Origin of the sequence: Bradyrhizobium genosp. SA-3, from assembly GCF_004212635.1 — a bacterium.
Taxonomy (GTDB): domain Bacteria; phylum Pseudomonadota; class Alphaproteobacteria; order Rhizobiales; family Xanthobacteraceae; genus Bradyrhizobium.
This window is the reverse complement of record NZ_PSRT01000002.1, coordinates 28,309-49,919: the sequence shown is the minus strand read 5'-3', so window position 1 is coordinate 49,919 and position 21,611 is coordinate 28,309. Positions and strand designations below refer to the sequence as shown.

The following is a 21,611-nucleotide window of genomic DNA, read 5'->3' as shown; positions in this document are numbered from 1 at the left end:
AGAGGCGCATGGCCGAGGGCGCAGCCGAACAGGACGACCGGGCGGGGAGGGCGCAAGCCCAGCAGCGGATCGCGCAATGGGTCCGCGACTATAGCCGCCTGCCCGGCATCCCCGACGAGTTCCTCGGGCCCGACGGCGCCCCGCGCGAGGTCTGGAGTCGCTTCTTCGACGCCTTCGGCGCGCTCGCGCCGGACGAGGTCGAGCGTCGCTTCGGCATGGCCGACCGCCATCTCCGCGAGGCCGGCGTCACCTATCGCGCCCCAGGCGACAGCGCCGACCGGCCCTGGTCGATCAGCCATCTGCCGCTCTTGATCGACGAGGCCGACTGGCAGCAGCTGTCCACCGGCATCATCCAGCGCGCCGAGCTGCTCGAGCTCGTGCTGCGCGACATCTATGGCGAGGGCCGCCTCATCGCCGAGGGCGCGCTGCCGGCGGCCGCGATCGCCGGCAGTCCCGAATATCTTCGTCCGGTCTGCGGCGTGCCGCCGCCCGGCGGGCGCTATCTCTCGATCTATGCCGCCGATGTCGGCCGCGGGCCCGACGGCCGCTGGTGGGTGCTCGGCGACCGCACCCAGGCGCCCTCAGGCGCGGGCTATGCGCTGGAGAACCGCCTGGTGCTCTCGCGCGCTTTCTCCGATCTCTACAAGTCGATGAACGTGCCCCGCGTCGCGCCGTTCTTCGAGGCATTCCGCGACTCGCTTCGCGCGCGTGCCGACCGCGACGAGCCGCGGATCGGCGTGCTCACCCCCGGCAGCTTCAGCGAGACCTATTTCGAGCACGCGACGCTGGCGCGCTATCTCGGCTTCCTCCTGGTCGAGGGCGACGATCTCGCGGTCAGTGACAACCGCGTCCACATCCGCACCGTCGCCGGGCTCAAGCGGTTGGATGTGCTCTTGCGCCGGGTCGATTCCAACTCACTCGATCCGCTCGAGCTTGATGCCTCCTCGCGGCTCGGTGTCGCCGGCCTGATCGACGTGCTGCGCAAGGACGGCGTCGTCGTTGCCAACATGCCGGGCTCCGGTGTGCCGGAAGCACGGGCGCTGCTCGGCTTTCTGCCGGCGCTGAGCCGCCGCCTGCTCGGCGAGGAGCTGAAGATGCCGCACATCGCGACCTGGTGGTGCGGCCAGCGCGCGGCGCGCGATGAGGTGCTGGCGCGGCTCGACGAGGTCGCGATCGAGGGCGCCTACCGGCGCGGCGTTCCCGGCTTCGACAGCAGGGGGCCGGTGCTCGCGAGCGAGTTGGATGCGAGCGACCGCCAGCGCCTGGTCGACGCCATCACTACGCGCGGCATGGACTATGTCGGCCAGGAGGTGGTGCGGCTCTCGACCATGCCGGTATGGGAGCAGGGCCAGCTCACGCCGCGACCCTTCGTGCTGCGCGTGTTCGCGGCCGCCACGCCCGACGGCTGGGTGATCATGCCCGGCGGCTTCTGCCGGATCGCCGAGCAGGCCGATGCGCGCGCGGTGTCGATGGGCGACGGCGCCCGCGCCGCCGACGTCTGGGTCGTCTCGGACAAGCAGGTCCCGACCGCGACGCTGCTGCCGGCGACCGACAAGGTGCGCATCCGCCGCATCGCCGGCGTGCTGCCGAGCCGCGCCGCCGATAATCTGTTTTGGCTCGGCCGTTATCTGGAACGCGCCGAGGCGACGCTGCGCCTGGTGCGCGCGTTGGGCTCGCCGAGCGGGCCCAACAAGGCACCGCGGCCTCGCTGCAATCGGCCGAACGCATCCAGCGCCTGCTGGTGGCCTGGGGCGCGATCTCGCAGACCTCGCGCGCGGCGCCCGGACGTATCGTTGCCGAAGCGTTGCAGAGCCCGGAGCGTTTCGGCTCGGCACTGTCGCTGGTCCGCGCGGCCCAGCGCACCGCGACGTCCTTGCGCGAGCGCCTGTCGCCCGATGCCTGGCAGGTCATCACCGAGATGGCCGAGCGGCTCGCCTACGAAGTCGAGGACGACGACAGCGTGCTGAGCGCTGCCGAACTCACCTTGCAGGAGCTTGCGAGCTTTGCAGGCCTCGCGCAGGAGAACATGAACCGTGCCGCCGGCTGGCGCTTCCTCGACGTCGGCCGCCGCGTCGAGCGCACCATCAACACCACGCGCTTCACGCGCCAATTCGCCTATGACGAGGCCGGCGACGAGGATCTCGACATCCTGCTGACGCTGGTGGATTGCCAGATCACCTATCGCTCGCGCTATCTGCTCGCGCCGATCCTGGCGCCGGTGCGCGACCTCGCCGTGCTCGATCCCTACAATCCGCGTTCGGTGGCGTTCCAGGTGACGACGCTGAACGAGCACATCGCCGCGCTGCCGAGCCTGAAGGAGCATGGCCTGATCGAGCAGCCGCAACGGCTTGCGGTGGCGATGCAGGCGATGCTCGCGACCGCGGAGGCTGAGAAGCTCGAGGTCAAGATGCTGTTTGCGCTGGAGCAGGATCTGCTCAGCCTCGCCGAGGCGATCGGGCAGCATTACTTCCCGCACGGCCCCAATGCCAGCCGGCCGGAAAAGCTGACGGGGCTGGCGTGATCTACGACATCCGTCACGTCACGACTTACGAATATGAGAATCCGGTCAGCTTCGCCCGCTGCACGCTGCGGCTGGAGCCGAACAGCGGCAATGGCCAGGAGCTGATCTCGCACAGCGTCGAGATCCGACCGCGTCCGGCCGAGCGCAATGTCCGCCGCGATTTCTTCGGCTCGCTCACCGAGAGCGTGGTGATCGAAGCTGCGCACCGCAACTTAAGGATCGATTCACGTTCGCGTGTGTCCGTCTCGCGACAGCCGCCGGCGCGCGATGCCTCTAGCCCGCCCTGGGAGACCATTCGCGACGTTGCCTTCGAGGCGACGAGCCTCGGGCCGTCCTCGCCGGTCGGCTATGTCTTCGCGAGCCCGCTGGTGCCGGTGCTGCGTCCGGTCAGCGCCTATGCGGCGACGAGCTTTGCGCCCGGCGCGGGCATTCTCAAAGGCGCGGTCGATCTCATGCATCGCATCCGCAGCGAATTTCGCTACGATCCCAGGGCGACGGTAATTTCGACGCCGCTCGGCGAGGTCTTCGACAAGCGTCACGGCGTCTGCCAGGATTTTGCCCATGTGATGATCGCGGGGCTGCGCGGGCTCGGTCTGCCCGCGGCTTATGTCAGCGGCTACTTACGTACCATTCCGCCGCCGGGCCAGCCGCGCCTGCAAGGTGCGGACGCCACCCACGCCTGGGTGTCGCTGTGGTGCGGGGCGAAGCTCGGCTGGGTCGATTTCGATCCGACCAACGATCTCCTGGTCGCCAATGACCACATCGTGCTCGCGGTCGGACGTGACTTTTCCGATGTCTCGCCGGTCGATGGCGTCATCGTCGGCTCGCCGAAGCAGAAGCTCGGCGTCGCCGTCGATGTGCTGCTGGTCGAATGACCGCAATCTTGCGGTCTGGACGCCGGCCCCCTTTAGGATGTATCGCGCCATCGCTGCAACCGCGATATGGCGGAGCGCAACTGCAATATTTTTCCGTGCTCTCGTCCCGGGATTTGGTCCCTCGGCCCAAGATGGGCTATGCTGACTGGTGCGCCGAGGACAAGAATGAAACGTCGGGAGTTGGCGTGGAATACCATCGACAGACGGGGCTGCATCCATGATGACGTTACCGCGACTGGCGGCCGAGACCCTGGAGAAGTTGCTCGGTAGGTTCATGCGCCGCCGGTACGATGAGACGTCTGCCAGTATCGTCGAGAGCGCCACTCGCACCGCGATGGAATGCATCGGCAACAGCGATGCGCTTTACCACAATATCGAGCATACGATGCTGGTGACGCTGGCAGCCCAGGCGATCCTCAGCGGGCGAAGTCTTCATACCCATCTGTCGGCTGAAGATTACGTCCATGTCCTGGTTGCCTGCCTCGCCCACGACATCGGCTATGTGCGAGGCCTGTTCGAGGAGGATGACGGCGACGGATTCGTGATCGATGCGGCCGACACCAAGATCTCCCTGCCGCGCGGTGCATCTGACGCCAGCTTGATGATGTATCACGTCGATCGGTCGAAGCTTTATGTGACGCGCCGGCTGCGACATATTCCTGGAGTCGACCCCGACCGCATCGCGCGCGCCATCGAGGGCACGCGCTTTCCGGCCCGCGAGGGTCAGGAGTACGACGACGAAGCCTCGATCCTGCGCGCCGCCGATTTCATCGGCCAGCTCGGCGATCCCAACTATCTGCGCAAGGCCAACGCGCTCTATTACGAGTTCGAAGAGGTCGGCATCAACCGCCAGCTCGGCTACGACTCGCCCGCCGACATCGTCAACCGCTATCCGCAGTTCTACTGGAACAGCGTCGCACCGCACATCCAGACCGAGATCGGCTATCTCAACAAGACCGAGATCGGCCGGCAGTGGATCGCCAATCTCTATAGCAACGTGTTCCGCGCCGAACGCGACATCTCGCTGTCCGGTCCGCAGAGATAGATCGGCTCGTCGTCTCTTGTAGCCCGCATGGAGCGAAGCGGAATGCGGGGACGCCTGCATCCGCGAATCCCGTATTCCGCTGCGCTCCATACGGGCTACGACGCGTCAATCGGTGAGCAAATCATGCAACAAAAAACCATCACCACCGATGTCCTCGACATCGCCTATCTCGACTACGGCGCGCCCGATGGCTGGCCCTGCATCATGGGCCACGGCTTTCCCTATGACGTGAACGCCTACGCGGAAACCGCGCCGTTGATCGCACAAGCCGGCGCACGGGTGCTGGTGCCCTGGCTGCGCGGCTACGGGCCGACGCGGTTTCGTGCGGCCGAGACGCTGCGCTCCGGCGAGCAAGCGGCGCTCGGCGCCGACCTGCTGGCCTTCATGGACGCACTCGGCATCACGCGTGCGGTCGTCGGCGGCTATGACTGGGGCGGACGCGCCGCCTGCGTGGTATCAGCGCTCTATCCGGAGCGCGTGATCGCCCTCGTCTCCGGCAATTCCTACAACATCCAGAACATCGCCCGCGCGATGGAGCCGGCCTCGCCGCCGGAGGAGGCCGCGCTCTGGTATCAATATCTGCTCCACAACGAGCGTGGCCGCCACGCGCTGGAGCGCAACCGGCGCGGCTTTGCGCGTCAGCTCTGGTCGATGTGGTCGCCGAAATGGACGTTCGACGACGCCACGTTCGAGAAGAGCGCCGCGGCGTTCGACAATCCCGATTTCGTCGACGTCGTAGTCCACTCCTATCGCCACCGCTATGCACTGGTCGCGGGCGACCCCGCTTATGCCGCGATCGAGGCCAAGCTCGCAAGCCAACCGCCGATCCGCGTCCCGACGATCGCGATCGACGGCGACAGCGACGGCGTCAATCCCGGCACCGCCCACCACGCGCGCAAGTTCGAGGCATTCTTCGAGCGGCGCGTGTTCGCGGGCGCCGGTCATAATTTGCCGCAAGAGCGGCCGGCCGAATGGGCGCAGGCCGTGCTCGATGTCCGGAAGGCGGCCTCATAGAGCTGGGTTCTCGTCTCGCGGCTGGCTTGTCGTCCTTCCGATTTTTCCTGATCCTGGGAACCTTTTCCGATTGCAGCCGTCCAAGCTGTGGGGCCGCGTCTGTGTCGCGGCTCGTTGCAGGGAGGATCTAGATGAAGTCGCAAGTGCGCAAGCTGGAACGTGTCGCGGTGGCGCAGAGGCCAACCGAGCGGCCTGCTCGGGCGGAGGTCGAGCAAGCGGTCCGGACCATGATCCGCTGGGCGGGCGATGATCCCGCGCGCGACGGCCTGCGCGACACGCCGGATCGGGTTGCGCGTGCCTTCGAAGAATATTTTTCCGGCTATGCGCTGGATCCGACCGAAATCCTGCAAAAGACCTTCGAGGAGATCGAAGGCTATGACGAGATGATCGTCCTGCGCGGCGTCCGCTTCGAAAGCCATTGCGAGCACCACATAGCACCGATCGTTGGCCGCGCCTGGGTCGCCTATATCCCGCAGGGGCGCGTGGTCGGCATCTCCAAGCTGGCGCGGGTCGTGGACATCTATGCCAAGCGCCTCCAGATCCAGGAGAAGATGACTGCGCAGATCGCCAACACCATCAACGACGTGCTGGAGCCTCAAGGCGTCGGCGTCATCATCAAGGCGACGCATCACTGCATGACCACGCGCGGCGCGTACAAGCCCGGGACCGATCTCGTCACCAGTCGCATGCTGGGGGTGTTCCGTGACAATGCGCTGACACGACAGGAGTTGTTGGGGTTAGCCAATTCGGACACGTGAGCCACGCGGCGCGAGCCAAGGAGACGGCACCATGACTCAGGACAACAAGCCGAGCGGACCCGATCTGACCAGGGGCGTGTCGCCCGCCGATTTCAAGGACGGCAAATTGCTCGGCCATGTCGGCGAGGAAGACGTCCTGCTGGTGCAGGCCGGCAGCGAGATTTTTGCGATCGAGCCGGCCTGCAGCCACTACCACGGCCCGCTCGCCGAAGGGCTGGTGGTCGGCGACACCATCCGCTGTCCCTGGCATCACGCCTGCTTTTCCCTGCGCACAGGCGAAGCCACCCGCCCGCCGGCGCTGAACGCGCTGGCGGTGTGGGAGGTCACGCGCGACCGGGACAACATCGTCGTTCAGCGCAAGCACGAGGCACCGAGACCGTCGTTAGCGCACCGCAGCGCGCCGACGCCGGAGAAATTCGTGATCGTCGGCGGCGGCGCGGCTGGCTTCGCCGCGGCCGAGACGCTCCGCCGCGAGGGGTTTGCTGGCGCCATCACCATGCTGAGCAGCGACGGCGCGATGCCGGTCGATCGGCCGAACCTCTCCAAGGACTATCTCGCCGGCAACGCGCCCGAGGACTGGCTGCCGTTACGGCCCGAGGATTACTATCGGGACGCCGGCATCGATCTCAGGCTTAACACGAATGTTTCTGCGATCGATCCCAAGTCTCGCAGCGTCACGCTGGGCAATGGCGACAGGCTGCCGTTCGACCGGCTTCTGCTTGCGACCGGGGCCGAGCCGGTGAAACTCCAGATCCCCGGCGCCGACCAGCCGCATGTCCACACCTTGCGATCCGTCGCCGACAGCCGCGCCATCATCACGGCGGCGGGCAGCGCAAAACGCGCGCTCGTGATCGGCGCCAGCTTCATTGGTCTCGAGGTCGCGGCCTCCTTGCGCGCGCGCAAGCTGGAAGTCCATGTGGTCGCGCCGGAAGAACGGCCGATGCAGAAGGTGCTCGGCGCCGAGATGGGCGATTTCGTCCGGTCACTGCATGAAGAGAATGGCGTCATCTTCCACTTGAAGGATACGGTGGAAAAGCTCGATGGCATGCGCGCGACGCTGAAGAGCGGCACGGTGATCGAGGCCGATCTCGTCGTGGTCGGCATCGGCGTCAAGCCGCGCCTCGCGCTCGCCGAGCAGGCGGGCCTTGCCGCCGACCGCGGCGTCAGCGTGAGCGAATATCTCGAAACCAGCGTGTCCGGCATCTTCGCCGCCGGCGACATCGCGCGCTGGCCCGATCCGCATTCACGGCAGACCATCCGCATCGAGCATTGGGTGGTGGCCGAACGCCAAGGCCAGACCGCGGCGCGCAACATGCTCGGCAAGCGCGAGCGCTTCGATGCCGTGCCGTTCTTCTGGTCCCAGCACTACGACGTGCCGATCAACTATGTCGGTCACGCCGAGAACTTCGACGACGTCGCGATCGACGGCAGCATACCCGGCAAGGACTGCCTGCTGAAATACCGCAGGGGCGGCCGGGTGCTCGCGGTTGCTTCGATCTACCGCGACCTCGACAATCTCAAGGCCGAGCTCGAGATGGAGCGGTCGCGCGCCTGACGCGCCGCATTCGATCTTGATTTGCGTCAATGTTGTTGCCGTCAGCGGCTGCTCTGCTGGCTGTCGTCCCGGATCGACCTGTGCTATCCTGGCGAGTGTCTCCGGGCTTCGCATGCAGGAGTGGCGTCATGACAAGTGCATCGGATACCTCCCATCGTCTTGGCCTTGGCTCGGGCATCGCGGCGCTACATGCCAAATGGGGCTGGATCGTCGCCCTCGGTGTCATCTACCTCGTCGCCGGCTTCGTCGCGCTCGGCAGCGTGGTGATGGCGACGGTGGCGAGCGTGATCGTGGTCGGCGCTATGATGATCGTCGCTGGCGCGGCCGAGATCATCGGCGCATTTCAGATGAAGAGCTGGGGCAAGTTTTTGATCTGGGCCTTGCTCGGCGTGCTCTATGTCATCGCGGGCTTCCTGACCTTCGAGAACCCGCTGTTCGCGGCAGTCCTGCTGACGCTGTTCCTGGGCGCCTCGCTGATCGCTTCGGGCGTCGTCCGGCTGTTTCTCGCCTTCAGCATGAAGCGCGAAAGCCCGTGGGTTTGGGTAGCGCTGTCAGGTGCCATCACGCTGCTGCTCGGCCTCTTGATCGTGGCGCGCTGGCCGGTGAACAGCGTCTACATCCTCGGCCTGTTCCTCGGCATCGACCTGATCATGGCGGGGGCCGGCTGGATCAGCCTCGGCTTCAGCTTGAAGCGGCGCCGCTAGGGGTGGAAGAGGCCATCAGCAACTCGACGCAAGACCATCTTGCGGAACTCCGCTGAGCTGGCGCGCTGACAAGAAGCAGCACGCCGCGTGACCGCCTCGCGCGGACGAAAAATCACCGGGAGAAACCATGAAAGCCGCTTTGGTCCTGGCCGCAGCGCTGGCTGCCTGTCTGTCCACGCCCGCCGCCGCGCAAAAATCCTACGGTCCCGGCGTCACTGACACCGAGATCAAGATCGGCAACACCATGCCCTATAGCGGGCCGGCTTCTCCGCTCAGCATCACCGGCAGGGTGATCGCGGCCTATTTCGACGAAGTCAACGAGAAGGGCGGCGTCAACGGACGCAAGCTCAATCTCGTCTCGCTCGATGATGCGTTCTCGCCGCCGAAGACCATGGAAGCGGCGCGGCGGCTGGTCGAGGGCGAGGGCGTCGCCTTCATCTTCGCGACCATGGGTACCGCGCCGAGCTCGGCGATCGCAAAATACCTGAACAGCAACAAGGTGCCGCAGCTGTTCTTGATCAGTTCGGCCTCGAAGTGGAACGATCCCGCCAACATGCCCTGGTCGATGGCGCTGCCCTGGGCGCCGAACTACACCAGCGAAGCCGCGATCGACGTCGCCTATGCCCGCGCCAAGAACCCGAATGCGCGCTTTGCGGTGCTCTATCAGAACGACGACGCCGGCAAGGAATATCTGCGCGGCATCAGGGAAGCGCTGGGTGCCGACGCCGACAAGGCGATCGCGATGGCCTCGAGCTTCGAGGTCGCTGACCCCACCGTCGATTCCCAGGTGCTGACGCTCGCCAATACCAAGGCCGACGTCTTCATGATCTATTCGGTGACGCCGCGCGCCTGCGCGCAGGCGATCCGCAAGGCCCATGAGGTCGGCTGGCAGCCGACGCGCTTCCTCGCCTCCGGTTGCGCCAACAAGGCGACCGTGATGGTGCCGGCGGGCCTCGATGCCGGCAAGGGCGTGCTCTCGCTCGGCGCGCTCAAGCCTTTCGTCGAGCAGCCGAAGGACGATCCGGCGATGTCGGCCTATATCGACTTCATGAAGAAACGCCTGCCGAATGCCGACGTCAACAACGTCGCCGGCCTCTACGGCTACACCGTCGCCGAGGCGCTGGTGGTGCTGCTCAAGCAGTGCAAGGACAATCTGACGCGCGAGAACATCATGGCGCAGGCATCGAACATGAAGAACGTGCCGCTGTCGCTGCTAATGCCCGGCATCACCCTCAACACCACCCCGCAGGATTTCCGCCCGATCAAGGACGGCTACATGCTCCAGTTCGACGGCAACGACTGGGTCGTGGCAAGCGAGCTGCTGCGCGGGACGTGACGCGCGGAACTAGAACGGCTGCAGAGACGCTGCACCCTCTCCCCTTGTTGTGGGAGAGGGTGGATCGCGGCGAGACGGGTGAGGGGTATTTCTACGCGGTTTCGGAATCGTAGGGTGGGCAAAGGCGCATTTGCGCCGTGCCCACCACCTTTCAACACGGCAATAGAAGCGGTGGGCACGCTTTGCTTTGCCAACCCTACGATACTTGTGGCGGGCTCCTCAGGATGAGGACGGAGTGCGCGGCGGCAGTTTCAAAGGCACAGATGCCGCTTAGCCTCACCCTGAGGAGACCGCGGAGCGTTCGTCTCGAAGGGCGAGGCGTGCGCTCACGCAGCCGAGAAAGGCCAACCCTCGGCACGAACAGGAGGACACGATGCACTTTCAACACTCTCCCCGTTCGCTCGAGCTCCAGGACCGCGTCCGCCAATTCATGCGGACGCATGTCGAGCCCGTCGAGGAGCTCTATTACGAGCAGGTCAAGCCCGAGGCTGCGCGCTACAAGACGCCGCCTGTGCTCCAGGACCTGAAGCGGCTGGCGCGGGAGCAGGGGCTCTGGAACCTGTTTCTCTCCGGCGAGCACGGCCCAGATATTCCCAACTCAAGCCTGACCAATCTCGAATATGCGCCCGTGAAGGAGATCATGGGCCGCATCCTCTGGGCGCCCGAGGTCTTCAACTGCTCGGCCCCTGATGTCGGCAACATGGAGGTGCTGGCGAATTACGGCACGTCGGCGCAGCAGGAACGCTGGCTGAAGCCGCTCTTGGAGGGGCGCATCCGCTCCGGCTTCTCGATGACGGAGCCGCAGGTTGCCTCCAGCGATGCCACCAACATCCAGTGCGAGATCAGGCGCGACGGCGGCGACTACGTCATCAACGGACGGAAGTGGTTCACATCAGGCGCGATGAACGAGGATTGCGAGATCCTGATCGTGATGGGCAAGACCGCGCCCGACCATCCCGATCGTCATCGCCAGCAATCCATGATCCTGGTGCCGAAGGCGACGCCCGGCGTGCGCATCGTCCGCGACATGCTGACCTACGGCTACGACGACGCCCCGGTCGGCCATCCCGAGATCGTTTACGACAACGTCCGTGTGCCCGCCGAGAACATCCTGCTCGGCGAGGGCCGCGGCTTCGAGATCGCGCAAGGTCGGCTCGGCCCCGGCCGCATCCACCATTGCATGCGGCCGATCGGCTGCGCCCAGCGCGCGCTGGAATTGATGTGCCAGCGCGCGGTTTCCCGCACAGCCTTCGGCAAGCCGCTGGCCGAGCAGGGCTCGGTGCGCGAGGACATCGCCAACTCCTTCTGCGAGATCGCGCAGGCGCGGCTGCTCACGCTGCAAGCCGCCGACAAGATGGACCGTGACGGCAACAAGGCCGCGCGCGATCTGATCGCGGCCGCCAAGATCGTGGTGCCCAGCATGGCCGCCCGCGTCATCGACCGCGCCATTCAGATCCACGGCGCCGCCGGCGTCTCGCAAGACACGTTCCTCGCCCGCGCCTACGTCTATGCCCGCTTCATCCGCATCGGCGACGGGCCGGACCAGGTGCATCTGGCGGCGGTCGGCAAGGAACTGATCAGGCGGGGCGGGGTGATGGCGGGGTAGGGCTGTTACCCTCTTTTAGGGCGCGTACGCTAAAGACGCAGATGCCCGATGGATGCGGATGTCTGCTTAAGGCTCCACGGGCTGCTCTGAAAGAGAAGGTCACGCCGTGGGTCTGCTAGATCACAAATTCAGCGCAAGACGACGTTGGATTGTCGTGGCTGCGATCCTCCTGGCGGCGCTGGTCATTCAAATCCCGCTCGTTCTCAACGCGGATTTGGGTTGGCTTCTGACTGCAAACGAAAAAATCCTGGATGGCCGGAAGCTTGGGATCGACCTGTTCGAGTCCAACCCGCCCCTGTCGGTCTACATGTACATGCCGGCGGTGATGCTGTCGCGAATGACCGGCGTTGCACCCGAATTCATCGTGATCGTCCTCGTGATTGTCGAGATCGCCGGTGCGCTTCTGATGATGGACCGAGCAGCCGCGGCCGCAAAGCTGGGAGCCCGGGAGAGAAGTATTTCAACGTGGTCGTTTGCGCTTCTGCTTGCAATTCTACCAGGTGCCATATTCGGACAACGTGAACACATCGCGGCCATCGCACTGACCCCGTTTGTCGCCATCACCGCACTGCGCTGGCGTGGCCTCGATCCTGGATGGATCGCGATCGTCGCCGGAGCGGGGGCGGGGCTGGCCATGAGTATCAAGCCCTTCTTTGCTCTGGTGGCAGGCCTCCCGATCCTCCTGGGCGCGCTCCGCCAGCGTTCTCTAAGGCCCTTGTTCACCTCGGAAGCATGCACGGCCGGCGCTGTCGTCATCGGCTACGGGGCGGTGGTCGTAGCGCTCTTCCCCGCCTATCTCTCCACCTATGCCCCGATGGTCGCCGAGGCTTATCTGCCGATCAGAAGGGAATTTGGTAGCCTGCTCCCCATTCCAATTGCCGTGATAGGCGCTTCCATCGGCTTCCTGTGCCTGTTTGGCCGTGAAACGCTGGAAATGCGGAGCGATGCAATCCCTTGGCTGGCCGCAGCGGTCGGCGGAGCCGCGGGTTTCCTTGTTCAGGGCAAGGGTTGGCCATATACGGCTTTCGCGCTTTGCCTGTTTGCGATTACGGCGCCGTTGCTGCAGGTTTGCACGAAGACGGTGCGAATGCCCATCGTGATCGGTGGCCTCGCTACGATTGTGGCTATCGGGCTCTATTTGTCCTCACCGGCTCCGGGGTTTCCGCCGCTGAAGGAGCGTGTCCAGGCCGTCGTGAAACAGCCACGGCTGCTTACGATCACCGACCACATCGGCCTGGGGCATCCGCTCGTCCGTCAGATCGGCGGCACCTGGGTGGGCAGCTCGTGTGCGCAGCTCTTGGCGGCCGGCGCAATTCTGCGCGAGAACAGCTCGCACCCGACTGAAGAGGAGCGGGCGAAATTGGAAGGCATCATCAATTTCGAACGACGGCATTTGCTGGCGGATCTGCGAAACGGCCGGCCAAATGTCATTCTCGTGGATACCTATCTGCTGAGCACGTTCGAGTTCGACTGGTTGGCCTGGGCCAATTCGGATCCCGAGCTGCAAAAGGAGCTCAGTCACTACCGCGAGGTCGGGGACGTCGGCCGCGTTCGCATCTTCGTCGATCAATCAAGCCTGGAACGATAGGCCGCTCTCGTTTTCGACTTTTTCGCGAACGGGCCTTGCCGTTCGTTCACCCGGCCTTGGCGATGCGGCCGTCCGCCGCGCCCGAGCGCAGGTTCTGGAAGAATTTTTCCACCTCGCGCGACAGCGTGTCCGCCGTCTCCGTCAGGCTGCTCGCCGCCGTCAGCACGGAGGTCGCCGCCGTATCGGTCTCGCCGATGGCATCGCGCAGCGAAGTAATGTTGGCGACCAGGGTCTCATTGCCCTGCGCGGCGCTTTGCGCGTTGGAGGAGATCTCGCGCGTGGCGGCGTCCTGCTGGCCGATGGCGCCGGCGATCGCCGAGGTGACCTCGTTGATTTCGCGCACCGCGCCGCCGATCTCGCGGACGGCGTCGACCGCATTGCGCGTGGAAGTCTGGATCATCGAGACGTTCTCGCCGATCTCGGCGGTGGCCTTGGCGGTCTGGCCCGCGAGCGCCTTCACCTCATGGGCGACGACGGCAAAGCCGCGGCCGGCATCGCCGGCGCGGGCGGCCTCGATGGTGGCGTTGAGCGCGAGCAGATTGGTCTGCTCGGCGATCGCCTGGATCAGGTTGAGCACGCCGTCGATGCGTTGGGTGGCGGCGGCGAGGCTCTCGATCTCGGAGATCGACTTCTCGGTGCGCTGGCCGGTCTGCTCGACCGCGCCGGCGGATTGCCGCACCTGGCGGCCGATCTCTTCCACCGAGGCCGACAGCTCCTCGGCGGCACTCGCCACCGCCGAGACGTTGTGTGAGGCCTGCTCGGTGGCGTTCGCCGCCGTGCCGGCGCGACTATTCGCATCCGCGGTGACGCGCGTGATGGTCTGCGCGGTCTCGCGCATGGTGGAGGCGTTGTCGCTGAGGCCGCGCATGATGGCGCCGATCGCTTCGCGAAATGCCTCGACGGATTTTTCGATATGGCGGGCGCGCTCCTCGCGCGCGGCGGAGTCGTGCGAGACCTGGGAGGCGAGATTGCGGTTGCGGCCCATCGCCTCCTGGAAGACCTCGATCGCGCGTGCCAGCGCGCCGATCTCGTCGGCGCGGCGGCTGTAGGGCACCGCGACGTTCTCGGTCCCGTCTGCGACCTGCTTGATGGTCGCGGTGATGGCCGAGAGGGGCCGCGCGATCGAGCGGGCGATGATGACGATGCCGATCACGACCAGGGCCAGCGCCACGCCGCCGAGGCAGGTCAGGACGAAAGACAGCGTACGATTGGTCTCGGTTTGCTGGGCGATTTGCCTCGCGCGTTCGGCATAGACTTTGGAGAGCGCTTCGAGATCCTTGTTCAACGCCGAGCGCACGCTGCGATTGGCATCGTTGTCGCCCCATTCGCGGCCCGCGGCCGCATTGATCTCGATGCCGCGGCGCACCAGCTCCTTGCGGAACTCGACGAACTGCTCGATGCGCTTCTTGAAGGTGGAAAACTGCTCGGCATCGTCGGCCTTGACGATGGTCTCCCAGCGCTTCACGACGTCGAGGATCTGCGCGTTGAACTTGAGCAGGCCCTCGCCGTATTTCTTCACGACGGCGGGCTCGGTCGACATGTAGACGCCGCGCGATTCCATCACGACCGCATAGACCAGCGAGTTGACGCGCTCGACATTCTGCGCGGCGGCGTTCGCCGTCTCGATCGCGCTCGTCAGGTCGGCGCTGCGGCGGCTGTTGTAGTCGGACAGCATCGCGATCGCCGCCGTGAGCAGCGCAAACAGCGCGAAGATCGCGTAGAGCTTGGTGGCAAGCGTGAAACGGCCGGCGAGGCCGGCGGCATTCCCAGATCGGTCTGATGTCATGGTGTTCAAGGAGCCCGAGATGGCCTGGAGCGGCCGGTGAGCGCGGTCGTTTGAATTTGATGCAAAATTATGCAGAACGAAGATGGATGCGGCGTTAACGCCGCAGCCCCTGGAGAGCCCGCCGGCCGGCGGAAATACGAAATGTTTCAGCTGGTTGGAGATGCCTCATCGATCTCCGGCAGATTGCCCCGGGGATCCGGCGCGACGCCCCCAAACATCGGCGTGCACTGGGGCTGCCAAGAGCGTATTCCCTTATCGTCGGATCGCGCTCGGGATTGAATTTGGACTCGGCCACTGGCCGACGACCCCTGGAGAGGCCCTTGGTCTACCGCCACACCATCGACGCCACGACCTACACGTTCCCGGACCTGCGCGACCTCCTCGCCAAGGCGACGCCGCCCCGCTCCGGCGACCGGCTGGCCGGGATCGCCGCTGCCAGCGCCGAGCAGATGATCGCGGCGCGGATGGCGCTCGCCGATGTCCCGCTCGGACAGTTCCTGCAGGAAGCCGCCATTCCCTATGAGGCCGACGAGGTCACCCGCCTCGTCATCGACAGCCACGACGCAAAGGCCTTTGCGCCGGTGGCCTCGCTCACGGTCGGAGCTTTCCGCGACTGGCTGCTGTCGGACGCCGCCACGCCCGAGGCATTGAAAATGCTCGCGCCCGCCATCACGCCGGAAATGGCGGCCGCGGTCTCGAAGCTGATGCGCAACCAGGACCTGATCCTGGCGGCTCGGAAATGCGAGGTCACCACCGCCTTCCGCAACACCATCGGGCTGAAGGGCCGGATGAGCACGCGGCTCCAGCCCAATCATCCGTTCGACGATGCCAGGGGCATCACCGCCTCGATCCTCGACGGCATCCTGTTAGGGGCCGGCGATGCCTGCATCGGTATCAATCCGGCCAGCGACGATCCCGCCGTGATCGCGCAATTATTGCGGCTGCTCGACGAGATCATCGCGCGACTGAAGATCCCGACGCAGGGCTGCGTGCTCACCCATGTCACGACGACGCTGTCGCTGATCGGGCAGGGCTTGCCGGTCGATCTCGTCTTCCAGTCGGTTGCCGGCACTGAAGCTGCCAACCGCAGCTTTGGCGTCGACCTCGCGCTCCTGAAGGAGGCGCAGGAGGCCGGGCTGTCGCTGAAGCGGGGCACGGTGGGGCAGAACGTGATGTATTTCGAGACAGGGCAGGGCTCGGCGTTGTCGGCCGGCGCCCATCACGGCGTCGACCAGCAGACCTGCGAGGCGCGCGCTTATGCGGTCGCCCGCGCCTTCGCCCCGCTGCTGGTCAACAGCGTGGTCGGCTTCATCGGCCCGGAATATCTCTACGACGGCAAGGAAATCATCCGGGCCGGGCTGGAGGATCATTTCTGCGGCAAGCTGCTCGGCCTGCCGCTCGGGGTCGACATCTGCTACACTAACCACGCGGAGGCGGACCAGGACGACATGGACAATCTCCTGACGCTGCTCGCCGCCGCCGGCGTCACCTTCATCATGGGCGTGCCCGGCGCCGATGACGTCATGCTGAACTACCAGTCGACGTCTTTTCACGACGCGCTCTATGTCCGTGACGTCTTCTCCCTGCGCCGCGCGCCGGAATTCGACGACTGGCTGGTGCAGGCCGGTATTGCGGGCGCCGACTTCCGCCTTGCCGGCGATGCAGGCCTATTGCCCGATTTTGCCTCACGGCTGATCGCGTGAGGCGGCGGAAACGCCAGCTCCCCAGGAAACTATTGGTGCCCCTCGCGAATTGAGGGGCTGCCACAATATTGAGAAATTCCGGCAGCCGCATTACGGTATGTGTCTGGCTGGCAATTTCCGCACCATCGGTCGAGCGTGGCGGGGGAGCTTAGATGCGAGCTGAAAGCAACGGAACGTCCCGGCGGATTCTCTGTGTGTTTCCGCGCTACACCTCGTCATTCGGGACGTTCGAATATTCCTATCCCCTGACCGACGGCGTTCGCGCCTTCATGCCGCCGCAGGGGCTGCTGCTGATTTCCGCCTATCTTCCGAAAGAGTGGCAGGTCAAATTCGTCGACGAGAACCTTCGCAGCACGACCAGCGAAGAGTTCGAATGGGCGGAAGTGGTCTTCGTCAGCGGCATGCACATCCAGCGCCAGCAGATGAACGACATCTGCCGCCGCGCCCATGAATTCGATCTGCCCGTCGCACTCGGCGGTCCCTCGGTCAGCGCCTGCCCGGACTATTACCCGACCTTCGATTATCTCCATGTCGGCGAGCTCGGCGACGCCACCAATCAACTGATCGAGATTCTGTCGCGCAACACGTCGCGGCCCGAGCAGCAGGTGGTGCTGGCCACCAAGGACCGCGTGCCGATGACAGAGTTTCCGATCCCGGCCTACGAGCTCGCCGACGTCAAGAAATACTTTCTCGGCAGCATCCAATATTCCAGCGGCTGTCCCTATCAGTGCGAGTTCTGCGACATCCCCGGCCTCTACGGGCGCAATCCCCGCATCAAGACGCCGGAGCAGATCATCGCCGAGCTCGACCGCCTGCGCGAATGCGGCATGACCGACACGGTCTATTTCGTCGACGATAATTTCATCGGCAACCGCAAGGCGGCGATGGATCTCTTGCCGCATCTGATCGAATGGCAGAAGCGGACCGGCTACGTGGTGCGGCTCGCTTGCGAGGCGACGCTCAACATCGCCAAGCGGCCCGAGATCCTGGAGAAGATGCGTGAAGCCTTTTTCATCACCATCTTCTGCGGCATCGAGACGCCGGATCCGGATGCATTGCATGCGATGCACAAGGACCACAACATGATGGTTCCGATCCTGGAGGGCGTGCGCACCATCAATTCCTACGGCATGGAGGTCGTGTCCGGCATCATCATGGGGCTGGACACCGACAAGTCGAACACGTCGGACGCACTGCTCGCTTTCGTCGAGGAATCACGGATTCCGCTGCTCACCATCAATTTGCTCCAGGCGCTGCCCAAGACGCCGCTGTGGGACCGGCTGGAGCGTGAGGGACGCCTGGTCCACGATGAGGGCCGCGATTCCAACGTCGAATTCCTGCTGCCTTATGACGAGGTCGTCTCGTCCTGGAAGCATTGCATGGAGGTCGCCTACACGCCCGAGAAGGTCTATGCGCGCTATCAGCATCAGTGCGACTACACCTATGCCAACCGCCTCAACGTGCCGGTGGCACCGGAGATGAAGACTTGGCCCAACATCAAGCGCGGCCTGATCATGCTGCGCAACATCTTCTGGCAGATCGGGGTGCTCGGCGACTACAGGCGCGTATTCTGGAAGTTCGCCTTGGGGCGAATCCGGCGCGGCGATCTCGAAGGCCTGATCGGCTGCGCCACGATCGCGCATCACCTCATCACCTTCGCGCGCGCGGCCTCGAGCGGCAAGCAGAACGCCTCGAACTATTCGATCCGCCTGCGCGAGGCCGCCGTTCCCGCCGAATGATGCGACATGTCTGATCCGGCCCCGCCGCGCCGTCCGACGCTCGATCTGCGGGCGTTCACGCCCGCGCGCGTTGCGCTCGGCCGCAGTGGCGCGAGCGTGCCGACAAGAGCGCTGCTAGACTTCACGCTGGACCATGCCCGCGCCCGCGATGCCGTGCATACCGCCTTCGATGTGCCGCCTCTGGTCGCCGATCTCAGTGCACTTGGCCTGGTCGTGACCGAGGTGAGGAGCCGGGCGGTCGACCGCAGCGACTATCTGCGGCGGCCGGACCTCGGACGACAGCTTGATGCCGGATCAGCGGAGCTTCTAGCGCGAGGTGCCTCGGCGCCATGCCAGCTCGCGGTCGTGATCGGCGACGGCCTGTCAGCGGCAGCGGTCCACGCCCATGCGGTGGCGCTGCTGACGCGTCTGCTGCCGCTGCTCGCGGCCGATGGCACCGTCGCGATCGGCCATGTCGTCGTCGCCTCAGGCGCGCGCGTCGCGCTCGGCGACGAGATCGGCGCGATTCTCGGCGCGCGCATGGTCGCGATGCTGATCGGCGAGCGGCCGGGCCTGTCGGCGCCCGACAGTCTCGGCGCCTATCTGACCTTCGCGCCGAAGCCCGGGCGCACCGATGCCGAGCGCAATTGCGTGTCCAACATCCACAATGCTGGGTTGAGCTATGACGAGGCCGCCTTCAAGATCGCCTGGCTGGTCCGTGAGGGGCTTGCCCGGGAGGTTACCGGCGTGGCGCTGAAGGACGAGAGCGCGGACCGCGCGCCGCGTCGAATTGGCACGACTTGGCCCGAATGACGGGCATTCCGGCAAAATCGCCTCATCTTGATCGATTTGGCCACATTTCGCCGGCTTGCGAGAAGGGTGATTGACCTGCTAAACCCTCGCGGCGATTTTCCGCGCATTTTCAACGGGCAAGCCTCCCATTGGTATGGCGTTTTCAAGCCGTTCGCGGGGCGCAATAAGCCCTCAAGACCGAGCCGATTTAGGACGATTTAGGAACTGGACAAGGCATGCTCGAAAAGCACAGCGAGAATGAGGTTCATGTCGACAAGGTCGAGCAGGGACCTACGTCCTCGATCGCCTTCGGGCTGGAGCGGCTCGGACTGATCGCCGTCCGGACCCCGATCGTTTCCTGTATCGTCCTGCTCGCGCTGATCGTCGGTGCCGTGTTCGGCATCCACAGGATCAAGATCGACGATTCGCTGTCGCAGCTGTTCCGCTCCGACACGCGCGAATTCCACCAATACGAAGAGGTGACCAAGAAGTTCCCGGCCGAGGAGTTCGACGTTCTCGTCGTGGTTGAGGGCAAGAATCTGCTGGCGCGGAACAACCTGGAGAAGCTGCGCGACTTCATCACCGACATGCAACTCGTCGAAGGCACCCGTGGACTGGTTTCGCTGTTCTCGGCGCGCCAGGCGCCGGCGCCGGGCAAGCTGCCGGCGGCACTGTTCCCGCCCGAGCTGCCCGAGGGCGCGGCCTATGACAAGTTCATCGAGACCGTCAAAAACAACGAGATCATCCGCGGCAAGCTGTTGTCGGAGGACGGGACACTTGCGTTGGTTGTGCTGTCGCTGGATCCGGAAGTGGTCGCCTCCAACAAGCTGACCAAGACCGTCGCCGACATCCGCGCCCTGATGAAGGAGGACCTCGGCGACACCGGGCTCAACGTGCAGCTCTCCGGCGTGCCGGTGATGCAGCTCGAGATCCGCAACGCGGTCGAGCGCGACGGGCTCACCTACAACGTCCTCGGCATCCTCGCCGGCTGTATCATCGCCATCATCTTCTTCCGCAAGATCTCTTTCATGGTCGCGGCGGCATTCCCGCCGATGATCGCGATCCTGCTGGCGCTCGGTGCGCTCGGCTGGGCCAATTTCAATCTCAACATGTTCCTGAACGTGATGACGCCGCTCATCATGGTCATCAGCTTCTCGGACTCGATGCAGCTGACCTTCGCCGCGCGCGACCGGCTGATCGCGGGCCAGGACAAGTTCACCGCGTTCAAGAACGCGGTGCTGGTGGTGGGCCCGGCCTGCGTGCTGACCCACGGCACCGCCGGCATTTCCTTCATCGCGCTGCAATTCTCCGACTCCGACCTGATCCGCAAGTTCGGCGAGGCGGGCCTTGCCGCCACCATCATCGCGCTGGTCGCGGTGCTGTCGCTGGTGCCGGTGTTCGGCGTGTTGTTCGTGCGCAACGAGAAGGTCTTCGCGGTCAAGTTCCAGGGCGCCGATGCCGGCGTCCAGGCGCTGCGCAATTTCTGCTACTGGATCGCGGTGCGCATGGTCGGCCGGCCCGGCCTGTTCAGCCTGATCGCGGTGCTGTTCGTCGGCAGCCTCGGCGTCATCTACGCCAATCTGGAGCCGCGCTACCGCCTCGCCGACCAGGTGCCGGACAAGCGCCAGGCGGTCGCCGCCAGCGACCGGCTCGACGCCAAGCTGACCGGCGCCAATCCAGTCAACGTTCTGATCGCGTTCCCCAAGGGCGAATCGCTCTATTCGCCGGAGACGCTCCAGACCATCGCCGACGTGCATGCGACCGTGGAGAAGGCGGCCGGTGTCGGCAACGTCTGGTCGCTCGAAACCCTGCGCCGCTGGCTCGCGGAAAAGGCCGGCAGCGCCGACGTCGCGACGCTCAAGGAATATGTGGGCGTCATCCCCGAGCATCTGGTGCGGCGCTTCATCGACGCCGAGCAGGATGCGGTCGTGGTGGCCGGCCGCGTGCCGGACAAGGATTCCAGCCAGCTCCTGCCAATCGTCGACAAGCTCGATACCGAGCTCGACACCATCCGCAAGAAGCATCCCGGCTACGAGATTGCGGTGACGGGCCTCGCTGCGATTGCCGCGCGTAACTCGGCCAGCATGATCGAGAAGTTGAACCGCGGTCTCACCGTCGAATTCGCGCTGGTCGCGATCTTCATCGGCCTTGCCTTCCGCTCCTGGGTCGTGATGTTCGCCTGCATCCTGCCGGGCATCTTCCCGGTGGTGATGTCGGGCACGGTGCTGTGGGCGATGGGCGAGGGCCTGCAATTCGCCAGCGTCGTCGCGCTCACCGTCTCGTTCGGCCTGGGCTTGAGCGCCACCATCCACTTCCTCAACCGCCTCAGGCTCGAGAGCAAGCCGGGCGTCGGCTCGGGGCTGGCGGTGGAGCGGGCGACCGTGCTGGTCGGTCCGGCGCTGATCCTGACCACGGTGGTGCTGGCCTGCGGCCTCGTCGTCACCGTGTTCTCCGACCTGCCATCGCTGCGGCTGTTCGGCTGGCTCAGCGCCTTCTCGATGGTCATGGCCCTCGTCGCCGACCTCTTCATCCTGCGCCCGACCGCGATGTGGCTGATCAATCTGCACGCCAGGCTTCAGGGACCCGACAAGCCGGCGATCTGAGCGCGCA

14 protein-coding genes and 1 pseudogene are annotated in these 21,611 nt (G+C 65.2%); 14 read left to right on the top strand and 1 reads right to left on the bottom strand.

Annotated features, from left to right (window positions below; all coding sequences use genetic code 11):
- Nucleotides 1–8 precede the first annotated feature (8 nt).
- The 10 genes and pseudogenes from CWO91_RS00860 (at nucleotide 9) to CWO91_RS00810 (ending at nucleotide 13,002) form a co-directional block, all read left to right on the top strand.
- Nucleotides 9–2,521, top strand: a pseudogene (locus CWO91_RS00860) (circularly permuted type 2 ATP-grasp protein).
- Nucleotides 2,518–3,396, top strand: a complete 879-nt coding sequence (locus tag CWO91_RS00855; protein ID WP_130211835.1) for a transglutaminase family protein — start codon at nucleotides 2,518–2,520, stop codon at nucleotides 3,394–3,396. Before CWO91_RS00860 ends, CWO91_RS00855 begins: the two are co-directional and overlap by 4 nt.
- Nucleotides 3,397–3,613: 217 nt before the next feature.
- On the top strand, nucleotides 3,614–4,441 hold the full coding sequence (locus tag CWO91_RS00845) for an HD domain-containing protein (protein WP_130211834.1): 828 nt from the start codon (nucleotides 3,614–3,616) through the stop codon (nucleotides 4,439–4,441).
- 123 nt (nucleotides 4,442–4,564) lie between these two features.
- Nucleotides 4,565–5,455 carry an alpha/beta fold hydrolase gene (locus tag CWO91_RS00840; protein ID WP_165405162.1) on the top strand — a complete coding sequence of 297 codons (891 nt, stop codon included), beginning with the start codon at nucleotides 4,565–4,567 and terminating at the stop codon, nucleotides 5,453–5,455.
- Between the two features lie 131 nt (nucleotides 5,456–5,586).
- The gene (gene folE / locus CWO91_RS00835) at nucleotides 5,587–6,213 is read left to right on the top strand and encodes a GTP cyclohydrolase I FolE (RefSeq protein WP_130211832.1); all 627 of its coding nucleotides are present in this window, start codon (nucleotides 5,587–5,589) and stop codon (nucleotides 6,211–6,213) included.
- Nucleotides 6,214–6,244: 31 nt separating this feature from the next.
- Entirely contained in the window at nucleotides 6,245–7,768 is a 1,524-nt protein-coding gene (locus CWO91_RS00830; RefSeq protein WP_130211831.1) for an FAD-dependent oxidoreductase, read from the top strand.
- A gap of 128 nt (nucleotides 7,769–7,896) precedes the next feature.
- Nucleotides 7,897–8,472 (top strand): HdeD family acid-resistance protein, encoded by a 576-nt coding sequence (locus CWO91_RS00825; protein ID WP_130211830.1) that lies wholly within the window; start codon nucleotides 7,897–7,899, stop codon nucleotides 8,470–8,472.
- A 127-nt stretch (nucleotides 8,473–8,599) separates the two neighbouring features.
- A complete protein-coding gene (locus CWO91_RS00820) occupies nucleotides 8,600–9,808 on the top strand; it encodes an ABC transporter substrate-binding protein (protein WP_130211829.1) in 1,209 nt (402 codons plus the stop codon).
- Nucleotides 9,809–10,181: 373 nt separating this feature from the next.
- The gene (locus CWO91_RS00815; protein ID WP_130211828.1) at nucleotides 10,182–11,414 is read left to right on the top strand and encodes an acyl-CoA dehydrogenase family protein; all 1,233 of its coding nucleotides are present in this window, start codon (nucleotides 10,182–10,184) and stop codon (nucleotides 11,412–11,414) included.
- Between the two features lie 154 nt (nucleotides 11,415–11,568).
- Complete coding sequence (locus CWO91_RS00810) at nucleotides 11,569–13,002, top strand: hypothetical protein (RefSeq protein ID WP_245471082.1); 1,434 nt, start codon at nucleotides 11,569–11,571, stop codon at nucleotides 13,000–13,002.
- A 46-nt stretch (nucleotides 13,003–13,048) separates the two neighbouring features.
- Here the strand turns inward: CWO91_RS00810 and CWO91_RS00805 are convergent, their stop codons facing one another.
- Complete coding sequence (locus tag CWO91_RS00805) at nucleotides 13,049–14,788, bottom strand: methyl-accepting chemotaxis protein (RefSeq protein WP_130211827.1); 1,740 nt, start codon at nucleotides 14,786–14,788, stop codon at nucleotides 13,049–13,051.
- Nucleotides 14,789–15,108: 320 nt separating this feature from the next.
- Between CWO91_RS00805 and CWO91_RS00800 the strand changes: the two genes are divergently transcribed.
- The 4 genes from CWO91_RS00800 to CWO91_RS00785 all read left to right on the top strand — a co-directional run bounded on the left by CWO91_RS00800 (nucleotide 15,109) and on the right by CWO91_RS00785 (nucleotide 21,604).
- Nucleotides 15,109–16,491 (top strand): ethanolamine ammonia-lyase subunit EutB, encoded by a 1,383-nt coding sequence (locus tag CWO91_RS00800; RefSeq protein WP_130211826.1) that lies wholly within the window; start codon nucleotides 15,109–15,111, stop codon nucleotides 16,489–16,491.
- A gap of 152 nt (nucleotides 16,492–16,643) precedes the next feature.
- Entirely contained in the window at nucleotides 16,644–18,230 is a 1,587-nt protein-coding gene (locus tag CWO91_RS00795; RefSeq protein WP_130211825.1) for a B12-binding domain-containing radical SAM protein, read from the top strand.
- A 6-nt stretch (nucleotides 18,231–18,236) separates the two neighbouring features.
- Entirely contained in the window at nucleotides 18,237–19,022 is a 786-nt protein-coding gene (eutC, locus tag CWO91_RS00790; RefSeq protein WP_130211824.1) for an ethanolamine ammonia-lyase subunit EutC, read from the top strand.
- 215 nt (nucleotides 19,023–19,237) lie between these two features.
- Entirely contained in the window at nucleotides 19,238–21,604 is a 2,367-nt protein-coding gene (locus tag CWO91_RS00785; RefSeq protein ID WP_130211823.1) for an efflux RND transporter permease subunit, read from the top strand.
- The last annotated feature ends 7 nt before the right edge of the window (nucleotides 21,605–21,611 follow it).